The sequence below is a fragment of the Paraburkholderia bryophila genome (genome assembly GCF_003269035.1).
In the GTDB taxonomy this organism is placed as follows: Bacteria; Pseudomonadota; Gammaproteobacteria; order Burkholderiales; family Burkholderiaceae; genus Paraburkholderia; species Paraburkholderia bryophila.
This window is the reverse complement of sequence record NZ_QLTK01000004.1, coordinates 238,317-256,695: the sequence shown is the minus strand read 5'-3', so window position 1 is coordinate 256,695 and position 18,379 is coordinate 238,317. Positions and strand designations below refer to the sequence as shown.

Annotated in this window: 16 protein-coding genes; 7 read left to right on the top strand and 9 right to left on the bottom strand. The window is 63.8% G+C overall.

All coding sequences use genetic code 11. The annotated features are described in order from the left end of the window. Positions 1-116 precede the first annotated feature (116 nt). Together BX591_RS09895 and glnK are read left to right on the top strand one after the other, a co-directional pair. Complete coding sequence (locus BX591_RS09895) at positions 117-1,826, top strand: NAD+ synthase (protein ID WP_111930917.1); 1,710 nt, start codon at positions 117-119, stop codon at positions 1,824-1,826. Between the two features lie 141 nt (positions 1,827-1,967). Beyond that, positions 1,968-2,306 carry a P-II family nitrogen regulator gene (gene glnK / locus BX591_RS09890; RefSeq protein WP_006048444.1) on the top strand — a complete coding sequence of 113 codons (339 nt, stop codon included), beginning with the start codon at positions 1,968-1,970 and terminating at the stop codon, positions 2,304-2,306. Positions 2,307-2,621: 315 nt separating this feature from the next. On the opposite strand, the gene BX591_RS09885 is transcribed toward glnK, so the two are convergent. From BX591_RS09885 to BX591_RS09865, 5 genes are all read right to left on the bottom strand, one after another. Beyond that, complete coding sequence (locus tag BX591_RS09885; protein WP_111930688.1) at positions 2,622-3,731, bottom strand: porin; 1,110 nt, start codon at positions 3,729-3,731, stop codon at positions 2,622-2,624. A gap of 589 nt (positions 3,732-4,320) precedes the next feature. Further along, positions 4,321-5,100, bottom strand: coding sequence for an ABC transporter ATP-binding protein (locus BX591_RS09880; RefSeq protein ID WP_105507592.1), 780 nt, complete (start codon positions 5,098-5,100; stop codon positions 4,321-4,323). A gap of 42 nt (positions 5,101-5,142) precedes the next feature. Beyond that, positions 5,143-5,856: an ABC transporter permease gene (locus tag BX591_RS09875; protein ID WP_111930686.1), complete on the bottom strand. Its 714-nt coding sequence runs from the start codon at positions 5,854-5,856 to the stop codon at positions 5,143-5,145. Further along, on the bottom strand, positions 5,853-6,542 hold the full coding sequence (locus BX591_RS09870) for an ABC transporter permease (RefSeq protein WP_035552272.1): 690 nt from the start codon (positions 6,540-6,542) through the stop codon (positions 5,853-5,855). The genes BX591_RS09875 and BX591_RS09870 overlap by 4 nt, the downstream gene beginning before the upstream one ends. Positions 6,543-6,803: 261 nt before the next feature. Further along, positions 6,804-7,580, bottom strand: coding sequence for an ABC transporter substrate-binding protein (locus BX591_RS09865; protein WP_111930684.1), 777 nt, complete (start codon positions 7,578-7,580; stop codon positions 6,804-6,806). Between the two features lie 468 nt (positions 7,581-8,048). Between BX591_RS09865 and BX591_RS09860 the strand changes: the two genes are divergently transcribed. Continuing rightward, a complete protein-coding gene (locus BX591_RS09860; RefSeq protein WP_111930682.1) occupies positions 8,049-8,759 on the top strand; it encodes a pirin family protein in 711 nt (236 codons plus the stop codon). 138 nt (positions 8,760-8,897) lie between these two features. Here BX591_RS09860 and BX591_RS09855 read toward each other — a convergent pair whose 3' ends face one another. Further along, entirely contained in the window at positions 8,898-9,425 is a 528-nt protein-coding gene (locus tag BX591_RS09855) for a periplasmic heavy metal sensor (protein WP_111930680.1), read from the bottom strand. A gap of 218 nt (positions 9,426-9,643) precedes the next feature. Between BX591_RS09855 and BX591_RS09850 the strand changes: the two genes are divergently transcribed. Then, complete coding sequence (locus BX591_RS09850) at positions 9,644-10,369, top strand: response regulator (protein WP_035552258.1); 726 nt, start codon at positions 9,644-9,646, stop codon at positions 10,367-10,369. Beyond that, positions 10,353-11,669: an ATP-binding protein gene (locus BX591_RS09845; RefSeq protein WP_111930678.1), complete on the top strand. Its 1,317-nt coding sequence runs from the start codon at positions 10,353-10,355 to the stop codon at positions 11,667-11,669. The genes BX591_RS09850 and BX591_RS09845 overlap by 17 nt, the downstream gene beginning before the upstream one ends. A gap of 96 nt (positions 11,670-11,765) precedes the next feature. Here BX591_RS09845 and BX591_RS09840 read toward each other — a convergent pair whose 3' ends face one another. After that, positions 11,766-12,032 (bottom strand): hypothetical protein, encoded by a 267-nt coding sequence (locus BX591_RS09840; RefSeq protein WP_105507597.1) that lies wholly within the window; start codon positions 12,030-12,032, stop codon positions 11,766-11,768. Positions 12,033-12,226: 194 nt separating this feature from the next. Further along, positions 12,227-13,918, bottom strand: coding sequence for a sensor domain-containing diguanylate cyclase (locus tag BX591_RS09835; protein ID WP_111930676.1), 1,692 nt, complete (start codon positions 13,916-13,918; stop codon positions 12,227-12,229). 661 nt (positions 13,919-14,579) lie between these two features. Between BX591_RS09835 and BX591_RS09830 the strand changes: the two genes are divergently transcribed. Beyond that, complete coding sequence (locus tag BX591_RS09830) at positions 14,580-16,331, top strand: ABC transporter permease (protein ID WP_111930674.1); 1,752 nt, start codon at positions 14,580-14,582, stop codon at positions 16,329-16,331. Between the two features lie 19 nt (positions 16,332-16,350). Then, entirely contained in the window at positions 16,351-17,697 is a 1,347-nt protein-coding gene (locus tag BX591_RS09825; protein ID WP_035552249.1) for an ABC transporter ATP-binding protein, read from the top strand. A gap of 162 nt (positions 17,698-17,859) precedes the next feature. Here the strand turns inward: BX591_RS09825 and BX591_RS09820 are convergent, their stop codons facing one another. Continuing rightward, positions 17,860-18,348 (bottom strand): hypothetical protein, encoded by a 489-nt coding sequence (locus BX591_RS09820; RefSeq protein WP_111930915.1) that lies wholly within the window; start codon positions 18,346-18,348, stop codon positions 17,860-17,862. Positions 18,349-18,379 lie beyond the last annotated feature (31 nt).

Sequence of the window (18,379 nt, the reverse complement as noted above, 5' to 3'; positions counted from 1 at the left end):
CAATGAACCGCGCGGTGCTCGTGCACTACGCCGTTCGTTTATCCGATTTGTCCGTTGCCGTCGAGCCGACCAGCCGCGGTACTCGCAAGCCGTCCGGCTTGCCTGTCGATCCTGCCATGAAGACCCGAATCGCTCTTGCTCAAATCAATGTCACTGTCGGCGACTTCGCCGGCAACGTCGCGAAGATTGTCGCTGCCGCGCGCGCCGCGCACAACGGTGGTGCGAAGCTGCTGATCGCGCCTGAACTCGCGCTATCGGGCTATCCGCCCGAAGATCTGCTGCTGCGTCCCGCGTTCTATACCGCCAGCGCCGAGGCGCTGGCCGATCTGGCCACGCAGTTGAAGCCGTTTGCCGGCTTGCATGTGCTGGTCGGCCATCCGCTGCGTGAGGTGGCTCACAGCGGAGCGCACGGCCATGGTAATGCAAACGCGCCGATCGAGCGCGGCGTGCCGCCGGTCGATACGTTCAACGCGGCTTCGCTGATCGTCGGCGGAGAGGTGGTCGGCACCTATCGCAAACAGGATCTGCCCAATACCGAGGTGTTCGACGAGAAGCGCTACTTCGCCTCGGACCCGCAGCCGTTCGTGTTCGAACTGGACGGCGTGAAGTACGGCGTGGTGATCTGCGAAGACGCGTGGCATGCGTCGGCGGCGCAAATGGCGAAGGCGGCCGGCGCGCAGGTGCTGCTGATTCCGAACGGCTCGCCGTATCACCTGAACAAGGAAGCGGTGCGCTTCGACATTCTGCGCGCGCGGATTCGCGAAACCGGCTTGCCGATGGTCTACGTGAACATGGTCGGCGCGCAGGACGAACTGGTGTTCGACGGCGGCTCGTTCGTGCTCGATGCTGACGGCGCGTTGGTGGCCAGGATGGCGCAGTTCGAAGAGGCGACCGCGATCGTCGAATTCGAAAGCGGCCGGCCGTTGAACACGGCGGTCACGGCGATCGCACCGGAGCTGTCGCTCGAAGCGCAGGTGTATGCCGCGCTCGTCATGGGCGTGCGTGATTACATCGACAAGAATGGTTTCCCGGGCGCGTTGATCGGCTTGTCGGGCGGGGTGGATTCGGCGCTGGTGCTGGCCGTTGCGTGCGACGCGCTCGGCGCCGACCGGGTGCGCGCGGTGATGATGCCGTCACGCTACACGGCGGATATCTCCACGACCGACGCCGCCGAGATGGCGCGCCGCGTCGGCGTGCGCTACGACGAAATCGCGATCGCGCCGATGTTCGACGCGTTCCGCGGCGCGCTCGCCGGGGAGTTCGCCGGCCGCGCGGAAGACGCCACCGAAGAAAACATCCAGGCCCGCATTCGCGGCACGTTGCTGATGGCGCTGTCGAACAAGTTCGGTTCGATCGTGCTGACCACCGGCAACAAGAGCGAGATGGCGGTGGGCTACTGCACGTTGTACGGCGACATGGCCGGCGGCTTCGCGGTGATCAAAGACATTGCCAAGACGCTGGTCTACAGGCTGTGCCACTACCGCAACCAGGCCACCACGTTCACGAAGCGCGACGTGATTCCCGAGCGGATTCTGACGCGCGCGCCGTCGGCGGAGCTGCGCGAGAACCAGACCGATCAGGACAGCCTGCCCGAGTACGACGTGCTCGACGCGATCATGCGCATGTACATGGAAGAGGACCGCTCGCTCGCCGAAATCATCGCCGCGGGCTATGCGGTGGAGGACGTCAAGCGCGTCACGCGGCTGATCAAGATCAACGAGTACAAGCGGCGCCAGGCGCCGATCGGCATTCGCGTCACGCATCGCGCGTTCGGCCGCGACTGGCGTTATCCGATCACGTCACGCTACACCGAACCGGTGGAGTGAGCGGTAGCGAACCCTCACCGCTCGCTTGTACCCGCACCGGGCCCGAAGCACGCGCCGGATTGCCGCAACGCATCCGGCGCGGCGTAGAATAAAAATCATCTAATTCCCTTTCATTCTTCCCATCACGAGACGAGGTTCGCCATGAAGCGCATCACCGCAGTCATCAAACCGTTCAAACTCGACGAAGTGCGCGAGGCGCTCGCTGAAGTCGGCCTCACGGGTCTGACCGTGACCGAGGTCAAAGGCTTCGGCCGTCAGAAAGGTCATACCGAGCTCTATCGTGGTGCAGAGTACGTGGTGGACTTTCTGCCGAAAGTGAAGATCGAAGTCGTGGTCGCGGACAATCAGTGCGACCAGGTGATCGACGCGATCATCGGCGCGGCGCGCACTGGCAAGATCGGCGACGGCAAGATTTTTGTCGCGGACGTGGAGCGTGTGATCCGGATTCGCACCGGCGAGGAAAACGAAGCGGCGGTTTGAACCGGCGTTCGACTTCGCGACTTCGAGCGAAGGATCGGGCGCGCGGGGATCGTTGGCCCGCCACGCGGCACGGTTATGCGGCATCGGAGCGGCACGGCACGGCAACACGGTCCACGAATGCACCGCGCCGGTGCGCCGGGTCTGACGTAAAACCGTGCTCAGAAATAAAAAACGGTGCGATACCCCTGCGGACATCGCACCGATACGCGCCTCTCGCAGCAGCGTGAAAAAGATTCGCTTGAAGACTGTCTGACTCTGCCCCGGAGAAAGTCTCTGGGAAGCGCCCCGAGGAAATCCCCCGGGGCTACCGTTCGCTTAGAACGAGTGTTGAATACCTGCGTACACGCCCGACTGCTGGTGACCCGGCAGCGGGTTGTCGTTGAAGCCGCCGCCCGTCGTCGGGCCGCCTGCGCCTGCCGAGTTCGCTTCGAGACCGAAGTTGGCGGTCTTGCTGTTACGCACGGTCGCGACCTGGATGTCCAGCAGCGTCCGCTTGGACAGGTTGTACGAACCGCCCAGCGTGTAGATCGTTGCGTTGCCACCGCCGTTGTTGGCGTTCACGTGATAGACCGCACCGATAAGCGCAGCTGCCGGCGTAGCTTGCCACGTCACACCGCCCCATTCGTGATCGAGGGTGGTCGGCGTGCCGTATGCCGCGCCAGTCACGCCAGCCGTGCGCACTGCCTGGAACGCGCCTTGAATCTTGAACTGGCCGAGGAAAATGTTGGCTGCGCCCGTGTATTCACGCGAGAAGTTGAACGGGTCGCCCAAGCTGCCGTTGGCCGGGTTGCGGATTTCGTCGTACATGCCGCGCAACTGGAACAGCGAGGACGTGTAGGTGATCTGTGCACCGGCTTCGCGACCTTGGGCCGTCGTGCCGTTACCGTTCCAGCTCGTTGCGTTCGACAGCGCGTATTGACCGTAGAAGTCAAAGCCCGCGATCTTCGGCGACTGGTACGCGAAGTTGTTGCTCGATTGCGGCCAGTTGCGGCCACGCACCAGCGACGCCGACGACCAGTTCGATTGACCGAACGGGTCGAAGTCCCACACGCCGTTCGAGATGTACAGCATACGGCCCATCGTGAAGGTACCGTACGCGTCGTTCGACAGACCGACCGTCGCCCAACGATTGAAGAGACCGCCACCGCCAGGGCCTGCGCCGGTCATGGTGTTGAAGGAGCCTTCCAACTGGAACAGAACCTTGTTGCCGCCACCGATGTCCTCAACGCCCTTCATACCCCACAGGCTGGTACCCCAGTCGCCGCTTTCTGCCTTGAAACGGTTCGTCGATCCGCCATTGCCGTTCGACAGGCCGCTGATGTACTCCAGGCCTGCATCCAGGCGGCCGTACAGCGTGACGCTGCTTTGGGCGTGCGCAATAACACCGGCCGACATCAGCGCCGCGGCGAGCAAAGCTTTCTTCATCTTCTCCTCCATACCCTGTCAAATAGTGAAACCCAGTACTGCGAATGGTGTTCGGACGCAAGCGAGCCGAACAGAAATCGGTACCAGGGAGATTAGCGGGTGGATTGGGTCTCCTGCCGTGACGTGTAGCCTGGGGGCTATCTGGTCGTCATGCCGATCCCTCGCCGACCGGTTCTCCTCTGTGCTTTGAAGTAAAACTACTTTTAATCAACTTTGTTTTGCTACTTTGGTTACTAATTTATCAAAAATACCCTTCGCTGGGAGAAGAAATTGGTACCCGCCATGATCGATGTCTCCAAATTGCAATAAGAATGTGCGCAATGACCCTTTGCAACAGCTTCGAAAAACGCGGAAACCCTTATGCGATAAGGGAATCACGGATCGGTGGCAGTAACGTTAAGGATTGCCACTATTGACGCTTGAAAAGCAGCGGAGTAAGGCGGAAACAGGGGGCGGGGGATGGGCGGGAGACGAGTTTTCGTGGCCAAAACAGCCCGAATACGCAGTTCAGCGAAACAAAAAGGGCGCTCGTAAGCGCCCTGTAATGCTACTTTGACTACAGCCCAAATGATGGGCTATATAACCGTGCTTATTTGAGGCTGCCGGACAGGAACTGTTTGAGACGTTCGCTGCGGGTGTTTTTGAACACCTCGTCCGGGTGGCCTTCTTCTTCCACGCGTCCCTGGTGCAGGAACATCACGTGATTCGAGACGTTGCGGGCGAACGCCATTTCGTGTGTCACGACGATCATCGTGCGGCCTTCTTCGGCGAGCGTCTGCATCACCTTGAGCACTTCGCCGACCAGTTCGGGATCGAGCGCGGAGGTCGGCTCGTCGAACAGCATCACGTCCGGATGCATGGCCAGCGCCCGCGCAATCGCCACACGCTGCTGCTGGCCGCCCGACAGATGCGACGGGTACTGCTTCTCCAGGCGCGGCGCGAGACCCACTTTCTCCAGGTACTCGCGGGCGCGTTCCTCGGCTTCCTTGCGCTTGAGGCCCAGCACGTTGACCGGCGCTTCGATGATGTTCTCGAGCACGTTCATGTGCGACCACAGGTTGAAGTGCTGGAACACCATCGACAGACGGGTGCGCACGCGCTGCAACTGCTTCGGGTCGGACACGCGCAGCGCGCCGTTCTTGCCGATCTGCGTGCGCACTTCCTCGCCGTCGACGAAGATGCGGCCCGAGTTCGGCTGCTCGAGAAAGTTGATGCAGCGGAGCATCGTGCTCTTGCCGGAACCGGACGAGCCGATCACGCTGATCACGTCGCCGGCATTGGCCTTCAGCGACACGCCCTTGAGGACTTCGTTGTCGCCGTACTGTTTGTGAAGCTCGTCGACGAAGAGCTTCTGCTTCTTGGTGTTCATCAGGGTCCTTGGGCGTGCTGGCTGAAGGCGCGGTGCCTCGGGTTACTTGCCTTGCGGCCGCAAATAAGCGAGCCAGCGGTGCTCGGCGCGGCGGAACAGCCACACGAGCGCGAAAGAAATGCACAGATAGAGCAGGGCGGCGAGGCCGAATGCGTTGAACGACTGATACGTCGCGGAGTTCACGTCGCGCGCGATCTTGAGGATGTCCGGCACGGTCGCGGTGAAGGCGACGGTGGTGGCGTGCAGCATCAGGATCACTTCGTTGCTGTAGTACGGCAACGCGCGGCGCAGCGCCGACGGCAAAATCACGCGCCGATACAGCGTGAACGACGACATGCCGTACGCGCGCGCCGCTTCGATCTCGCCATAGGGCGTCGCCTTGATCGCGCCGGCGAAAATCTCGGTGGTGTACGCGCAGGTGTTCAGCGTGAAGGCGAGCAGCGTGCAATGCATGCCGTCGCGGAAGAACGCGTTGGTGAGTTCGTGACTGCGCACGATCTCGAGGCTATACAGGCCCGTGTAGCAGAGCAGTAGTTGCACGTACAACGGTGTGCCGCGGAACACGTACGTATAGAGCCAGACGCTGCCGCGCAGCCACTTTTTCTTCGACACGCGCGCTACCGCGAGCGGGATCGACAGGCAGAAGCCGAGCCCGATCGACACCACCAGCAGCCACAACGTGATCGCCACGCCGGTGAGGCGGTAGCCGTCGGTGTAGAGATAGTTGCGCCAGTATTCCTGAATGATCTCGATCATAGATCCGCCTTTCGCACGCCGGTCGAGTAACGTTTTTCGAGGTACATCAGCACGAAGTTGGACACTGTGGTGATGACCAGATAGATCGCCCCGGCGAGCAGGGTGAAGAAGAAGAACCGTAGCGTGCCCTTGCCGGCGTCCTGCGACGCCTTGACGACGTCCGCGAGACCGATGATGGACACCAGCGCGGTGGCCTTGACCATCACCTGCCAGTTATTGCCGATGCCGGGCAGCGCGAAGCGCATCATCTGCGGGAACATGACGCGCGTGAATACCTGCCAGCCGGTCATGCCGTAGGCCGCGCCCGCTTCGAGCTGGCCGCGCGGCACGGCGAGAAATGCGCCGCGGAAGGTCTCGGTGAAGTACGCGCCGTAAATGAAGCCGAGCACCGCGACACCGGCCACGAACGGATCGATGTCGATCTGATCCCAGCCGAGCAGGTCGGTGAGGTTGTTCAGCCAGATCTGGATGCTATAGAACAGCAGAAGCATCAGCACCAGATCGGGCACGCCGCGCACGAGCGTCGTGTAGACGGTGCCGACGCCCTGGGAGAAGCGGTTCCTGGACAGTTTCGCCGCCGCGCCGAGCAGGCCCAGCACAAAAGCGAACGCCAGCGACAACACCGCCAGTTTGACGGTTTGCCAGGTGCCGTTAAGAAGCAGCGGGCCGTAGCCTTGAAGGTACATAGGGGGTCCTTGACGATGTGCTTGTGACACACCGCGAAAGACGCGGTCAGCTCCGCACCGCGTTTGCCGCGAGCCCGAAGCTCGCCGCGACCGGCGGCGCGCAGCGCACCGCTGTGCAAATCATGACTGCACGGCCGTTGCCGGACGTGCAGCGCGCTTTTCGACTCTCGTGATGAAAACTGCCTGTGAAGCTACTGCGGGTGAAGCGACTGCCTGACGACTGCCCGATCCGGGCTCGCCGACTGTATTACGAAGCCCGGCTCAGCGCCCGGGATAAATGTCGACGTCGAAGTACTGCTTCTCCAGCTTCCTGAACGTGCCGTCCTGGTGAACCTGCGCCAGCGCCTTGTTGAACATCGCCTTCAACTCGGTATCTTCCTTGCGCAGACCGATGGCGGTGCCTTCGCCGATCGTCTTCGGGTCCTTCACGTCCGGGCCGGCCCAGGCAAAGCCCTTGCCGCGCGGCGTCTTGAGGAAGCCCGCGTCGGCCTGGATTTCGTCTTGCAGCGTCGCGTCGAGGCGACCCGAGGCGAGGTCGGCGTATACCTGATCCTGGTTCTGATAGGGCACCACGGTCACGCCTTTCGGTTCCCACCACGCTTTGGCGTACGCTTCCTGAGTCGAACCCTGTTCGACGCCGACCCGTTTGCCCTTCAGCGATTCAGGCGTCGGCAGCAGCGGTGAGCCGGCTTTGGCGATCATGCGGGCGGGCGCGTCGAACAGCTTGTCGGAGAAGTCGATCTGCTCGCGGCGCTTGTCCGTGACGGTTAGCGACGACACGATCGCATCGTATTTCTTGCCCTTCAACGCCGGAATGATGCCGTCGAGATCCTGCTGGATCCACACGCACCTGACATTCATCCGCGCGCACAGCGCCTGCGTCAGATCGGCGTCGAAGCCGACCACCTGGCCGCTCGGCGCCACCGATTCGAACGGCGGATAGCTGGCGTCGACGCCGATGCGCACGGTCTTCCATTCCTTCGCCGTCGCGCTGGTGGCCATGACCGCAAGCGCCACGCACAGTGCGAACTTCTTCATGTTTCTCCTGGATCAAACAGGTCGTCGTGGTGCTTCGATCTCGACGAACGCCGGCTCGCGGCCGGCCGTCGCTATTCTAGGCGGTCAAAATTGTCGCGCCGCGCGGGATCGGCGCGGCGCTTCGCGGGCTGCGTTTTCAGACGGGGCGGCGGGGGCGGTGCGGGGTGACATGCCGTTGCGGCGCGGCTGTCAGGGCCGACCGGCGTGTCTTCGGCGCCCACGTGTCTCGAAAAGGGCGGTATTTTACCCGAACGGGGACGTGGCGCCAGTGTGGCGCGTCCGGGGGCGGCCACCCGGCGAGCCATGCGTTGTGCGAGCGCGACGTCGCGCGGCGCGGCCGGCTTAAACCGCCACCGGCCTTCGATTGCATGGATTTGTGGAACGATCCGGTGCGCCTGCGCCGATTGTGTAGCGGGCCGTGCGCCCCTACATTCAGTACATCGCCAATCACTCACCGGGAGTCTTTCCATGATCGAGATCCGCCGTTCCGAAGAACGCGGCCATGCCAACCACGGCTGGCTCGACTCGTATCACAGCTTCTCTTTCGCGGACTATCGCGATCCGCAGCACGTCCATTTCGGCCCGCTGCGAGTGATCAACGAAGACCGCATTGCCGGTGGTCAGGGCTTCGGCACGCATGGCCATCGCGATATGGAAATCGTCACGTATGTGCTGGACGGCGCGCTGGCACACCGCGACAGCATGGGCAACGGCTCGACCATCCGTCCGGGCGACGTGCAGCGCATGAGCGCCGGCACGGGCGTGCAGCACAGCGAGTACAACGCGTCGCAGGAGGACGAAGCGCATCTGTTGCAGATATGGGTGGTTCCGCAACGCACGGGCGACGTCCCCAGCTACGAGGAAAAACGTTTCGTCGACGCCGACAAGCGCGGCCGTCTGCGCGTCGTCGCCTCGCCCGATGGCCGTGATGGTTCGGTGACGATCCACGCGGACGCGTCGATTTACGCGGCGCTGATCGACGGTGCGGAACGGGCCACGTTGACGTTGCCGGCGGGGCGTCTCGCGTACGTGCATGTCGCGCGCGGCGCGCTGACGGTGAACGGCGAGGCGCTTCGTGCGGGTGACGCGGCCAAGCTCAGCGAAATCGACTCGGTGACGCTGGAGAAGGGGGTAGACGCGGAAGTGCTGCTGTTCGATCTCGGAACGCTGAACGGATGATGGTCGGGCGATCGGTCGCCCGCCCCTGCGGTGCGCCGCGCGAGCGCCTTGCAAACAGAAACGCCACGGAAATTTCCGTGGCGTTTCTGTTTGCGGAAGGCGACTGCAGCCGCCACCTTCCGCCTGCGCTGCCGCGCATTACTGATTCGCAGCCGGCGCCGACGCTGCGCCCTTGTGATGTTCCCAACGTTCGCGCATCTTGTCGTGACGCGCTTCCATTTTGGCAAAGCGCTGCTTCAGCGCCGTGCTGACGGTGGTCTTCTGCTGGTCGTTCAGGCCGTTATAGAACGACAGCCAGGCGTCGGTGGTTTGCTGGCGCAGTTGCGCGTCTTTCTGCTCGACCTGCTGATGCGCGGCGGCCATCGCGCTCAGATCCAGGATGGGTTGTTGCTGCGCGGCCTTGAACTGATCCTTGATCTGTTCATGGTTGGCGCGCATGGCTTCATGGTTCTGCTTCATCGTGTTGAGCGCGGCTTGCCACTGCTTTTCCTGATCCGCGTTGAGCTTCAACTGGTCGTGCAGCTGCGTGAGTTGCTTCATGAACCCGCCGTGCCAACCGCCGGGGCCGCCGTGACCGGCGGGTTGGGCGGCATAGGCCGCACCCGCGCCGATGGCGAGAGCAGTGGCGGCAACGGCGAGAACGCGCGACATCTTTTTGGTGGACATGTAAGGCTCCTTGTAATGGAATAGCCGACGATGCAACCGATAACGTGGACGGCCTGCATTCGGTAAGTCACAGCGTAGAGAACTGCGTCGTGCGCTGTGTTACGTGGCTCGATCCGGCTATTACGGGTCATTACGGGTGGCTTTCACCGTAACACCCGGTAACCCTTGAAGGCCGTCCGGAAACGAAAACCCTTTCAGCTGCGCGTTAAACTCCATCCATGGCTACTCAAATACTGGTTGTCGACGACGATGTCGAATTGCGTGATCTGCTGCGCGACTATCTGGCCCGTCAGGGCATCGAGGTCTCGGTGCTGCACGACGCGGGCTCGCTCGAGCGCAGGCTCGAGCGCGAGCGCCCGGACCTGATCGTGCTCGATCTGATGATGCCGGGTGTCGATGGTTTGACCGCGCTGCGCAAGCTGCGCGCGTCGGGCGACGACATCCCCGTCATCATGCTCACCGCGCGCGCCGACGACGTCGACCGGATCGTCGGCCTGGAACTCGGCGCCGACGACTACCTCGGCAAGCCGTTCAACCCGCGCGAGTTGCTGGCGCGTGTGCAGGCGGTGCTGCGGCGGCGCCGCACGTTGCCGTCGGCGGCCGCGCCGGAACAGCGCGAGCCGTTCAACTTCGGCCGCTTCACGCTCGACTTCCAGTCGCGCACGCTGAATCTGGAAGACAAACCGCTGACGCTGTCCGGCAGCGAATTCGCGCTGCTCAAGATTTTTGTCAATCACCCCATGCGCACGCTGACGCGCGAACGCCTGCTCGAACTGCTGCACGGTCCGGAATACGACGGCACCGACCGCGGCATCGACGTGCAGGTATGGCGTCTGCGGCGCATTCTCGAAACCGATCCGTCCACGCCGCGCTTCATTCAAACGGTGCGCGGCCGTGGTTACGTGTTCGTGCCGGATGGCGAACAGCATGCGTCGGCCCATTGATTCGCTCTTCGGACGGCTGGCGCTGCTAGTCGTCGCGGTCCTTCTCCTGTCGCATTTCGCGTGGTTCGCGCTGATGCGCCTGGAGCGCAGTCAATTGCAGACACGCTACGCGGTGGAAGAAGCCGTGTTCCTCGTCGACGCGGTGCGTCAGCACGTCGCGCGTACGCCGGATCAGCCGTTGCCGTCGCGTGTGAAGCTGGTCGACCCGTCCAGCCCGGACGTTCCGGCGGAGCGAACCGCCATGCCGGCGCCGCTCGAACGCTTTATCGAAGACGCGCGCGACCGCATGCCGCCCGGCACCCAGGTGCGGGTCGGCGAGCCGGGCCGGCCGCCCACGCTGTGGGTGCGTGGCGTGTCCGACGCCGACTGGATCGTGGTGCCGGTGCAGCCGTTGCGTCCGCCGCGCTCGCTCGACCGCACCATGCTGTGGCTCGCGATCATTTTCTCGTTTGCCGTCATGGCGGCGCTGTTCGCGGCGTGGGCCTTGCAGCGTCCGTTGCGCTCGCTAGCCCAGGCGGTGGCGCGTTTCGGCCGCGGCTTGCCGGTGCCGCCGGTGCCGGAGCGTGGCCCGCGCGAGTTGCGGCAATTGACCCACGGTTTCAACCAGATGGTGCAGGAAGTGGCGCGCACGGAAAACGATCGCGCGGTGATGCTGGCCGGCGTCGCGCACGACCTTAAAACGCCGCTGGCGCGTTTGCGGCTGCGCGCCGAAATGATGGAAGAAGTGAAGATGCGCGACGGCGTGGTCCGCGACGTCGATTCGATGACACATATCGTCGAGCAGTTCCTGGTGTTCGCGCACGACGGCGCCGATCGCAGCGAAGCCGTCGAGGTCGACGCGCAATGCGAGCGCGTGGTGCGCAGCTATCGCGCGGTGGCGGGCGGCGCGCCCGCCGTGCAGACCGAGTTGCAGGCGGGGCCGGCATTCCTGCTGCCGGCTGCCACACTCGACCGGATTCTGTCGAACCTGCTCGATAACGCGCATGCGTATGGCGCGCCGCCGATCGTCGTTGCTACTGCGCGAACCGCGCAAGGCTACACGCTATCGGTCAGCGACAGCGGCGGCGGTATCGCCGCACAAGACCTGATCAATGCCAGCCGGCCGTTCGTGCGGCTCGATCCCGCGCGCGGCGGCAACGGTCATAGCGGGCTGGGGCTCGCGATCGTCGAGCGGCTGGTGCGGCGGGCGGGCGGGGAGTGGGAGCTCGGCAACCACGGCGGTCGTGGTTTGCGCGTGTTGATGAGCTTTCCGTTCGAGGCGGTGCCGCGAATCGCGGCGCTGTCGGAAAGCGTCTGGTAATCAGTTTGGCGAACAGCTCCGGGCGCAACGCCCGGAGAGTCTGGCCGCTCATTCGCGGCCGGTCGCTTCTCTCGGCCAATACGTTAGTGCAATACGCTAATCCGAGAACAACGTGTTCAGCGCATTGGCCGCGTCGCCGTCCACCGTATTCCACGTCACCGTTTCGGCTTCGAAAATATAGTGCGTGGTGTACTTGCCGAGCCTCGCCAGGATCTCCTCCTGAATCAGTTCCGGCGCAACGTCCAGCTTCAGATACCACGCGGTCGACGACAGGCGCGTCTGGAATGCGCCGTACTCAGCCAGCAGATGATCGAATGCATGCGCATCCTGATCCCGACAGACGATGACCAAATTTCCCTTCATGCGAATCTCCCGTTAAAGCGGTAGCGGCAACCTAGATATCAGGGTCGATCATACCTGCTTCATTACGGAAGCCATGAGGTGGTCGCTTGCGTTGCGTCAGTGGCGCTGCATCGAGGAGCACTTCGCTGCGCGCCGGCGGCAGCCGGCGGAGCAAAGCCACGATTGCAGCCACGATTGCAGCCACGGTGGCCGGTTCACCAAACGTTGGCCACCGTACGCGCCGGCGGCGCGGTGTCGTCGGGCGGCAGGGCTTCGGTGCGGTCGCGGCCGCCCGATTTGGCCGCATAGAGCGCGGTGTCGGCGCGGCTCACGATCCGCTCGGGCAGGTCGTCGGGCGAGAGTTCGGTAATCCCGATGCTCACGCTCAACCCCACCGAGGCCGGCAATTTCGGCGAAGGTATCGCCTTCAGCCGCAACCGCAAACGCTCGACCACTTCACGGCCTCCGGCTAGATCGGTAGCCGGCAGCAGCAGCCCGAACTCTTCGCCACCGAGCCGGCCGATCGCATCCGAGCCGCGTAGTTCGGCGCGACAGGTGTCGACGAAGTGTTCGAGCGCGCGGTCGCCGGCGGCGTGGCCGAAGCGGTCGTTGATCTGCTTGAAATGATCGAGGTCGGCGATCGCCATGCACAGCGGCTCGTTGTTGGCATGCGCGCGCTCGATCTCATGGCGCAGCAGGTCCAGAAAGTAACGCCGCGACAGCGCCCCGGTCAGCGCGTCGTGGCGCGCTTCGGCCGACAGCAGCGTATTGGCCGACTGCAACTGCTCGGCGAGGTCGCGCGTGGCGCGATGGTGGCGCCGCTCGCGCACGTACGACACGGTGATCACCCAGGCCAGCGCGACCGTGCCGGCCAGCGTCAGGAACACCAGCAAGTGATCGCGCTTGTGATTGCGCAGCAGTTCGGGCCAGGCCGCCAGCGGATCGACCAGATGCGCCGAGAGCCCCGAGTTCAAGCCGGTGCGGGCCTGGTAAAGCGACGGCACCGGCCGCTCGCTCATGCCGAACAACTGTCCGGCGATCGAGGCGGGCACCCACGGCGCCTGGTCGCGCACCAGCGCGTCGACCTGAATGCTGATGTCGGAGAACGTCTCGCGGCGGTAGATGATCTTGCGATCGGCGGCGCTCATCTGCATGACGCGCGAATTGGGCAGCGCGTGACCTTCGAGCGCGCTGTCGTGCGCCATGATGATGACGCCGTTTTCGTCGGCGACGAAGGTGCCGGCGTGGGCGACCCAGTGGCGCAACCGCGCGATCCCGACCTTGGCGACCACCACGCCGGCCAGCAGGCCGTCGGCATAGACCGGCGCGGCAATGAAGATGCCCGGCTCGCCGCTCGCCCGGCCGACGCCATAGGCTTCGGCAAAAGCGCCGAGCAGTGCGTTCGCCAGATAGCCGCGCTCGCGCATGTCGACGCCGACGAACGACTGTTGCGCCGCCTGCGCATTACTAATGGCGTTGCTCGACGCGACGCAGATGCCGTTGGCGTTGACGAGCCAGATCTGGTCGAGCCCGGAGAAGCCTTGCGCGTCGTGGAGGAACTCGCTGACGGCACGCAGGCGCGCGTCTTTTAACAACGCGGCGTGCAGGGCGGGTTCCGCCGCTGCGCCGTTCGCGGCATAATTCTGGGATTGCACCAGGGCATGCTGGATGACGTCCATTTCGGCCATGGTGGCGGGAATGGCCCGCGACATTGCAAGGTCGCTGGCAATCACTTCCGCCATGTTGTCGACGATCGACGTGGACATCTGCCGCTGCGTGTGCAGGGCCGCGTCCAGCTCTTGCTGTACCATCCGGTCCGCGACCATGCCGGCCACGAACCAGCAAACCAGTACGATCAGCGCGAAGCTGATCGGCCCGGTTGCCTGGCGCAAGGTTGTCCTGTTCATCGACCCTCTGATCCGTCTGGCTGTGACATGCAACTCGCTCATTCGTGGCAGCGCGCTGGCGCTGTTCGGCTCCCGTGGAAGCGGCTTGCGATGCGCCGCTGCCGGGTCCCGGCATGGTGGCCGGGCAGACCTGCGGCCGGTGCGTCATCTCCTGATTTTAACCGTCATGGGGCCTGACGCCACCGTTATTGCGGGAATGCAAACGGTGTGCGGCGGCGATCAGGTTGATAACGGCAGCCCAGCCCGTTTCTTGATGGTCGTGTGGGTTTTCCGCACGCGAAGCCGACGACTGGATCAAGCCTGACCTGAAACTCCGTCAGGCTTCAGACAGGCGTTTGCCGCGAGATACCGCTATTTAGCGCGAAAGGTTGTGCCTGAAACATAGGATGGTGTAGTGTCGTGCCGTCCAAAACAAGGAAAGCCCGCCAGCCTTCGGGCGGCGCCTGCGGCGGCAGGAGCCCGGCTCGACGGTTGCGGTCCGGGACGGCTCGTCCACGGACACGGCCGTCACCGGCCCACGTGCCTCCAACGCTAACGATTTACCGCGCCCACGCGTTTTTGCCATGCCTGATTTCCGCTTTCCGGACCGATCTTCAGACCGTCGCGCGCCTGCCTCGGCCTCCTTCGTACGTTTCGCTTTCATCAACGGGAAGGGCCTCTGATGGATTTCAGCTTCAACCTGAAGCGCACCGCCAATGCGTCCGCATGGCGGGTGTTGCCCAATCGCTGGGACTTCGTCGCGTTTCCGCTGATCATCTGCATCATCGCGATGGCGGCGATCGGTTTCCACGAAACGCTGGCGCCGATGTCGACGCTCAAGACCCAGGCGATCTCCCTCGATCCGTCGAATCTGCCCGAATATGCAATGCGCACCACGTTGCGCATGCTCGCGGCCATGGTCGCGTCGCTGCTGTTCACGCTCGTGTACGGCACCCTGGCCGCCAAGAGCCGGCGCGCCGGTCTGGTGCTCGTGCCGATTCTCGACATCCTGCAGTCGGTGCCGGTGCTGGGCTACATTTCCTTTACGGTCACCTTCTTTCTCGCGCTGTTTCCGGGCCGCGTGCTCGGCGCCGAACTGGCGGCGATCTTCGCGATCTTCACGAGCCAGGCGTGGAACATGACGTTCAGCTTCTATCAGTCGCTGCGCACCGTGCCGCGCGATCTGGACGAAGTGTCGCGTGGCTTTCATCTGACCTCGTGGCAACGTTTCTGGAAACTCGAAGTGCCGTTCTCGATGCCCGGCCTCATCTGGAACATGATGATGTCGATGTCGGGCGGCTGGTTCTTCGTGGTCGCTTCGGAGGCGATCACCGTCGGCAACAACACGATCACGCTGCCCGGGATCGGCGCGTATCTCGCGCAGGCGATCTCGGACAAGAACCTGCACGCGATCGGCTGGGTGATTCTCGCCATGACGGTCGTGATTCTCGCGTACGACCAGTTCCTGTTCCGTCCGCTGGTGGCGTGGGCCGACAAGTTCCGCATGGAGAACACCAGCTCGGGTGACGCGCCGGAATCCTGGCTGCTGGATCTGATTCGCCGCACCCGTCTGATTCACCGTCTGCTGGTGCCGATCGGCTGGATGTTCGCACGGGCCGCGCGGGTGAATTTCCGCTTGCCGGCGTTCAACGCGCCGCGTTTCCAGATTCCGCAGCGCGAGAAATCCTCGAAGCTCGGCGACCTGCTTTGGGCCGCGCTGGTGCTGGTCGCCACGGTGTATGTGGTGTATCGCGTATTCATTTACGTGCGCACCGGCGTCTCGCTCGACGAAGTCGGCCACGTGTTCCTGCTGGGTCTCGCCACACTGCTGCGCGTCGTGTTGCTGATCGCGATCGCCTCGGTGATCTGGGTGCCGATCGGGGTGCTGATCGGGTTGCGTCCGGCGCTGGCGGAAAAGATCCAGCCGCTCGCGCAGTTCCTTGCCGCGTTCCCGGCCAACCTGCTGTTCCCGGTGTTCGTGATCGTGATCGTGCGCTTTCACCTGAACCCGGACATCTGGCTGTCGCCGCTGATCGTGTTGGGTACGCAGTGGTATATCCTGTTCAACGTGATCGCCGGTGCCAGCTCCTATCCGAACGACTACCGCGAAGCCGCCAAGAACTTCCATATTCGCGGCTGGCAGTGGTGGCGCCAGATCATGCTGCCGGGCATTTTTCCGTACTACGTGACCGGTGCGATCACCGCGTCGGGCGGCGCGTGGAATGCGAGTATCGTCGCGGAATTCGTGCAGTGGGGCGACACCAAGGTCGCCGCGCACGGCTTGGGCGCCTACATCGCGCAAACCACGGCGGCCGGCGACTATCCGAAGATCATCATGGGCATCGCCGTGATGTCCCTGTTCGTGACTCTGTTCAACCGCCTGCTGTGGCGTCCGATGTACGCCTATGCCGAAGCCAAGCTCCGGCTCGATTAAGTAATAAAGGCTAAACGCGATGCAAAATCCTAAAGCTGCTATGACCGCCGCGCCGATCCAGACTCCGCCGATGCCGCCGCGCCTCGGTGAAGAGATCCTGCGCGTCAAGGACGTGTGCCGCGGGTTCAACAAGTCGCAGGGCGAGCTGCTCGTCCTCGACGACGCGAACCTATCGCTGCGCGAAGGCGAGATTGTTGGCCTGCTGGGCCGTTCGGGCTCGGGCAAGTCGACGCTGTTGCGCATCATCGCCGGTCTGATCGAACCGACCGACGGCGAAGTCACCTATCTGGGCAAGCCGCTTAGCGGTCCTGCGCGCGGCATTGCGATGGTGTTTCAGACCTTCGCGCTGTTCCCGTGGCTGACCGTGCTGCAGAACGTGGAAGCGGGTCTGGAGGCGCAAGGCGTCGGCGCGAGCGAGCGGCGCACCCGCGCGCTCGCCGCGATCGATCTGATCGGTCTGGACGGCTTCGAAAACGCCTATCCGCGCGAGTTGTCGGGCGGCATGCGCCAACGGGTCGGCTTTGCCCGCGCGCTGGTGGTCGACCCCACGTTGCTGCTGATGGACGAACCGTTCTCCGCGCTCGACGTGCTGACCGCCGAAACGCTGCGTACCGACCTGCTCGATCTGTGGACGCAAGGCCGCATGCCGATCAAGGCAGTGCTGATCGTCACGCACAACATTGAAGAAGCCGTGTTCATGTGCGACCGGATTCTGGTGCTGTCGTCGAATCCGGGCCGCGTGATCGCCGAGATCAAGGTGCCGTTCAAGCACCCGCGCAACCGCTTGGACCCGGCGTTCCGCCGCCTCGTCGACGAAATCTACGCGAAGATGACCGCGCGTCAGACCGACGAGAAGACCAAGAAGGGCCTCGAACTGCATAGCTGGCTGCCGCATGTGTCGACCAACCTGATGGCGGGTCTGATCGAGACGCTGGCCGCCGCGCCGTACCACGGCCGCGCCGACATGCCGGAAATCGCCCGCTCGCTGCATCTTGAGGTCGACGATCTGTTCCCGGTGGCCGAAGTGCTGCAACACCTCGGTTTCGCGGACGTGCGCGAAGGCGATATTTTCCTGACGCCGCCGGCGCGCGTGTTTTCCGAGTTCGGCACCCAGGAACGGAAGATGATGTTCGCGGAGCATCTGTTGCGGCACGTACCGCTCGCCGCGCGGATCAAGAAGGTACTGAACGAGCGGCCGGGGCATCGCGCGCCGCGCGTGCGCTTCGAGCAGGAGCTGGAGGATTTTCTGTCGGACAGCGCGGCGGAAGAGACGCTCGACGCGGTCATCAACTGGGGCCGTTATGGCGAGATCTTCTCGTATAACGACCAGACCGAAATCTTCAGTCTGGAAGACGTGGAGTCTTAAGCGCGGCGGGGTGGGCGCGGTTCGGACCGCCCGCACGCAGCAAACGGAAACGGCGGGGGAGACCCCGCCGTTTTTTTATTCCCGCGCGCCTGGTGCCGGCTGCGTGTCGCCTGGCGCTCGCCGCCCGGTGCTGGCCGCTAAACGCGCAGCGCCGCCGAAGCCTTATTGCAGATTGCCCCAGCGTTCGACCGCCGGCTCCGCCGACGCCCACTTCCAGCCCTTGTCCTGCTGGCAGGCGCTGGCCGTGTACCAGTCTTCATGCGCTTTCGCTCCCTCGCCGTCCTGCACCGAGAACACGAACTCCTTGCACAGCGTGAGCGCCGAGCCGAACGCGCGCGTCACACGCACCTGGCCGTGGCCGTTCTCGATTGGCAGCGTGTGCTTGATCGCCCACGGCCGCGTTTCGCCGACCGGCATCGCGCCCGCGAGCGCGGCGATCAGGTTCTGCTGATCTGCATGCATGTTGCGCATATAGCGGCCGACGGCTTCGTCGGTTGCGGCTTGCACCGCGATACCGACGCCGATGCCGACCGCCGGGTTCGACGTCACGAGGCCCGACGCGACTCCGGCAGCAGCGCCACTCGCCGCGCCGACCGACGAGCAGCCGCTCGTCGACAGCGCCGCGCCGACGCACAACGCGCCGGCCAGCATGAGCCGCCATTGGCGGCCGATTGATTTGCCG

Excerpts from the sequence above, each read along its gene's own strand:
- BX591_RS09825 (WP_035552249.1), top strand. The coding sequence starts at position 16,351 with ATGCAAAATCCTAAAGCTGCTATGACCGCCGCGCCGATCCAGACTCCG.
- BX591_RS09880 (WP_105507592.1), bottom strand. The coding sequence starts at position 5,100 with ATGAACACCAAGAAGCAGAAGCTCTTCGTCGACGAGCTTCACAAACAG.
- BX591_RS09885 (WP_111930688.1), bottom strand. The coding sequence starts at position 3,731 with ATGAAGAAAGCTTTGCTCGCCGCGGCGCTGATGTCGGCCGGTGTTATT.
- BX591_RS09840 (WP_105507597.1), bottom strand. The coding sequence starts at position 12,032 with ATGAAGGGAAATTTGGTCATCGTCTGTCGGGATCAGGATGCGCATGCA.
- glnK (WP_006048444.1), top strand. The coding sequence starts at position 1,968 with ATGAAGCGCATCACCGCAGTCATCAAACCGTTCAAACTCGACGAAGTG.
- BX591_RS09820 (WP_111930915.1), bottom strand. The coding sequence starts at position 18,348 with ATGCTGGCCGGCGCGTTGTGCGTCGGCGCGGCGCTGTCGACGAGCGGC.
- BX591_RS09835 (WP_111930676.1), bottom strand. The coding sequence starts at position 13,918 with ATGAACAGGACAACCTTGCGCCAGGCAACCGGGCCGATCAGCTTCGCG.
- BX591_RS09830 (WP_111930674.1), top strand. The coding sequence starts at position 14,580 with ATGGATTTCAGCTTCAACCTGAAGCGCACCGCCAATGCGTCCGCATGG.
- BX591_RS09860 (WP_111930682.1), top strand. The coding sequence starts at position 8,049 with ATGATCGAGATCCGCCGTTCCGAAGAACGCGGCCATGCCAACCACGGC.
- BX591_RS09870 (WP_035552272.1), bottom strand. The coding sequence starts at position 6,542 with ATGTACCTTCAAGGCTACGGCCCGCTGCTTCTTAACGGCACCTGGCAA.
- BX591_RS09855 (WP_111930680.1), bottom strand. The coding sequence starts at position 9,425 with ATGTCCACCAAAAAGATGTCGCGCGTTCTCGCCGTTGCCGCCACTGCT.
- BX591_RS09850 (WP_035552258.1), top strand. The coding sequence starts at position 9,644 with ATGGCTACTCAAATACTGGTTGTCGACGACGATGTCGAATTGCGTGAT.
- BX591_RS09865 (WP_111930684.1), bottom strand. The coding sequence starts at position 7,580 with ATGAAGAAGTTCGCACTGTGCGTGGCGCTTGCGGTCATGGCCACCAGC.
- BX591_RS09895 (WP_111930917.1), top strand. The coding sequence starts at position 117 with ATGAAGACCCGAATCGCTCTTGCTCAAATCAATGTCACTGTCGGCGAC.
- BX591_RS09845 (WP_111930678.1), top strand. The coding sequence starts at position 10,353 with ATGCGTCGGCCCATTGATTCGCTCTTCGGACGGCTGGCGCTGCTAGTC.
- BX591_RS09875 (WP_111930686.1), bottom strand. The coding sequence starts at position 5,856 with ATGATCGAGATCATTCAGGAATACTGGCGCAACTATCTCTACACCGAC.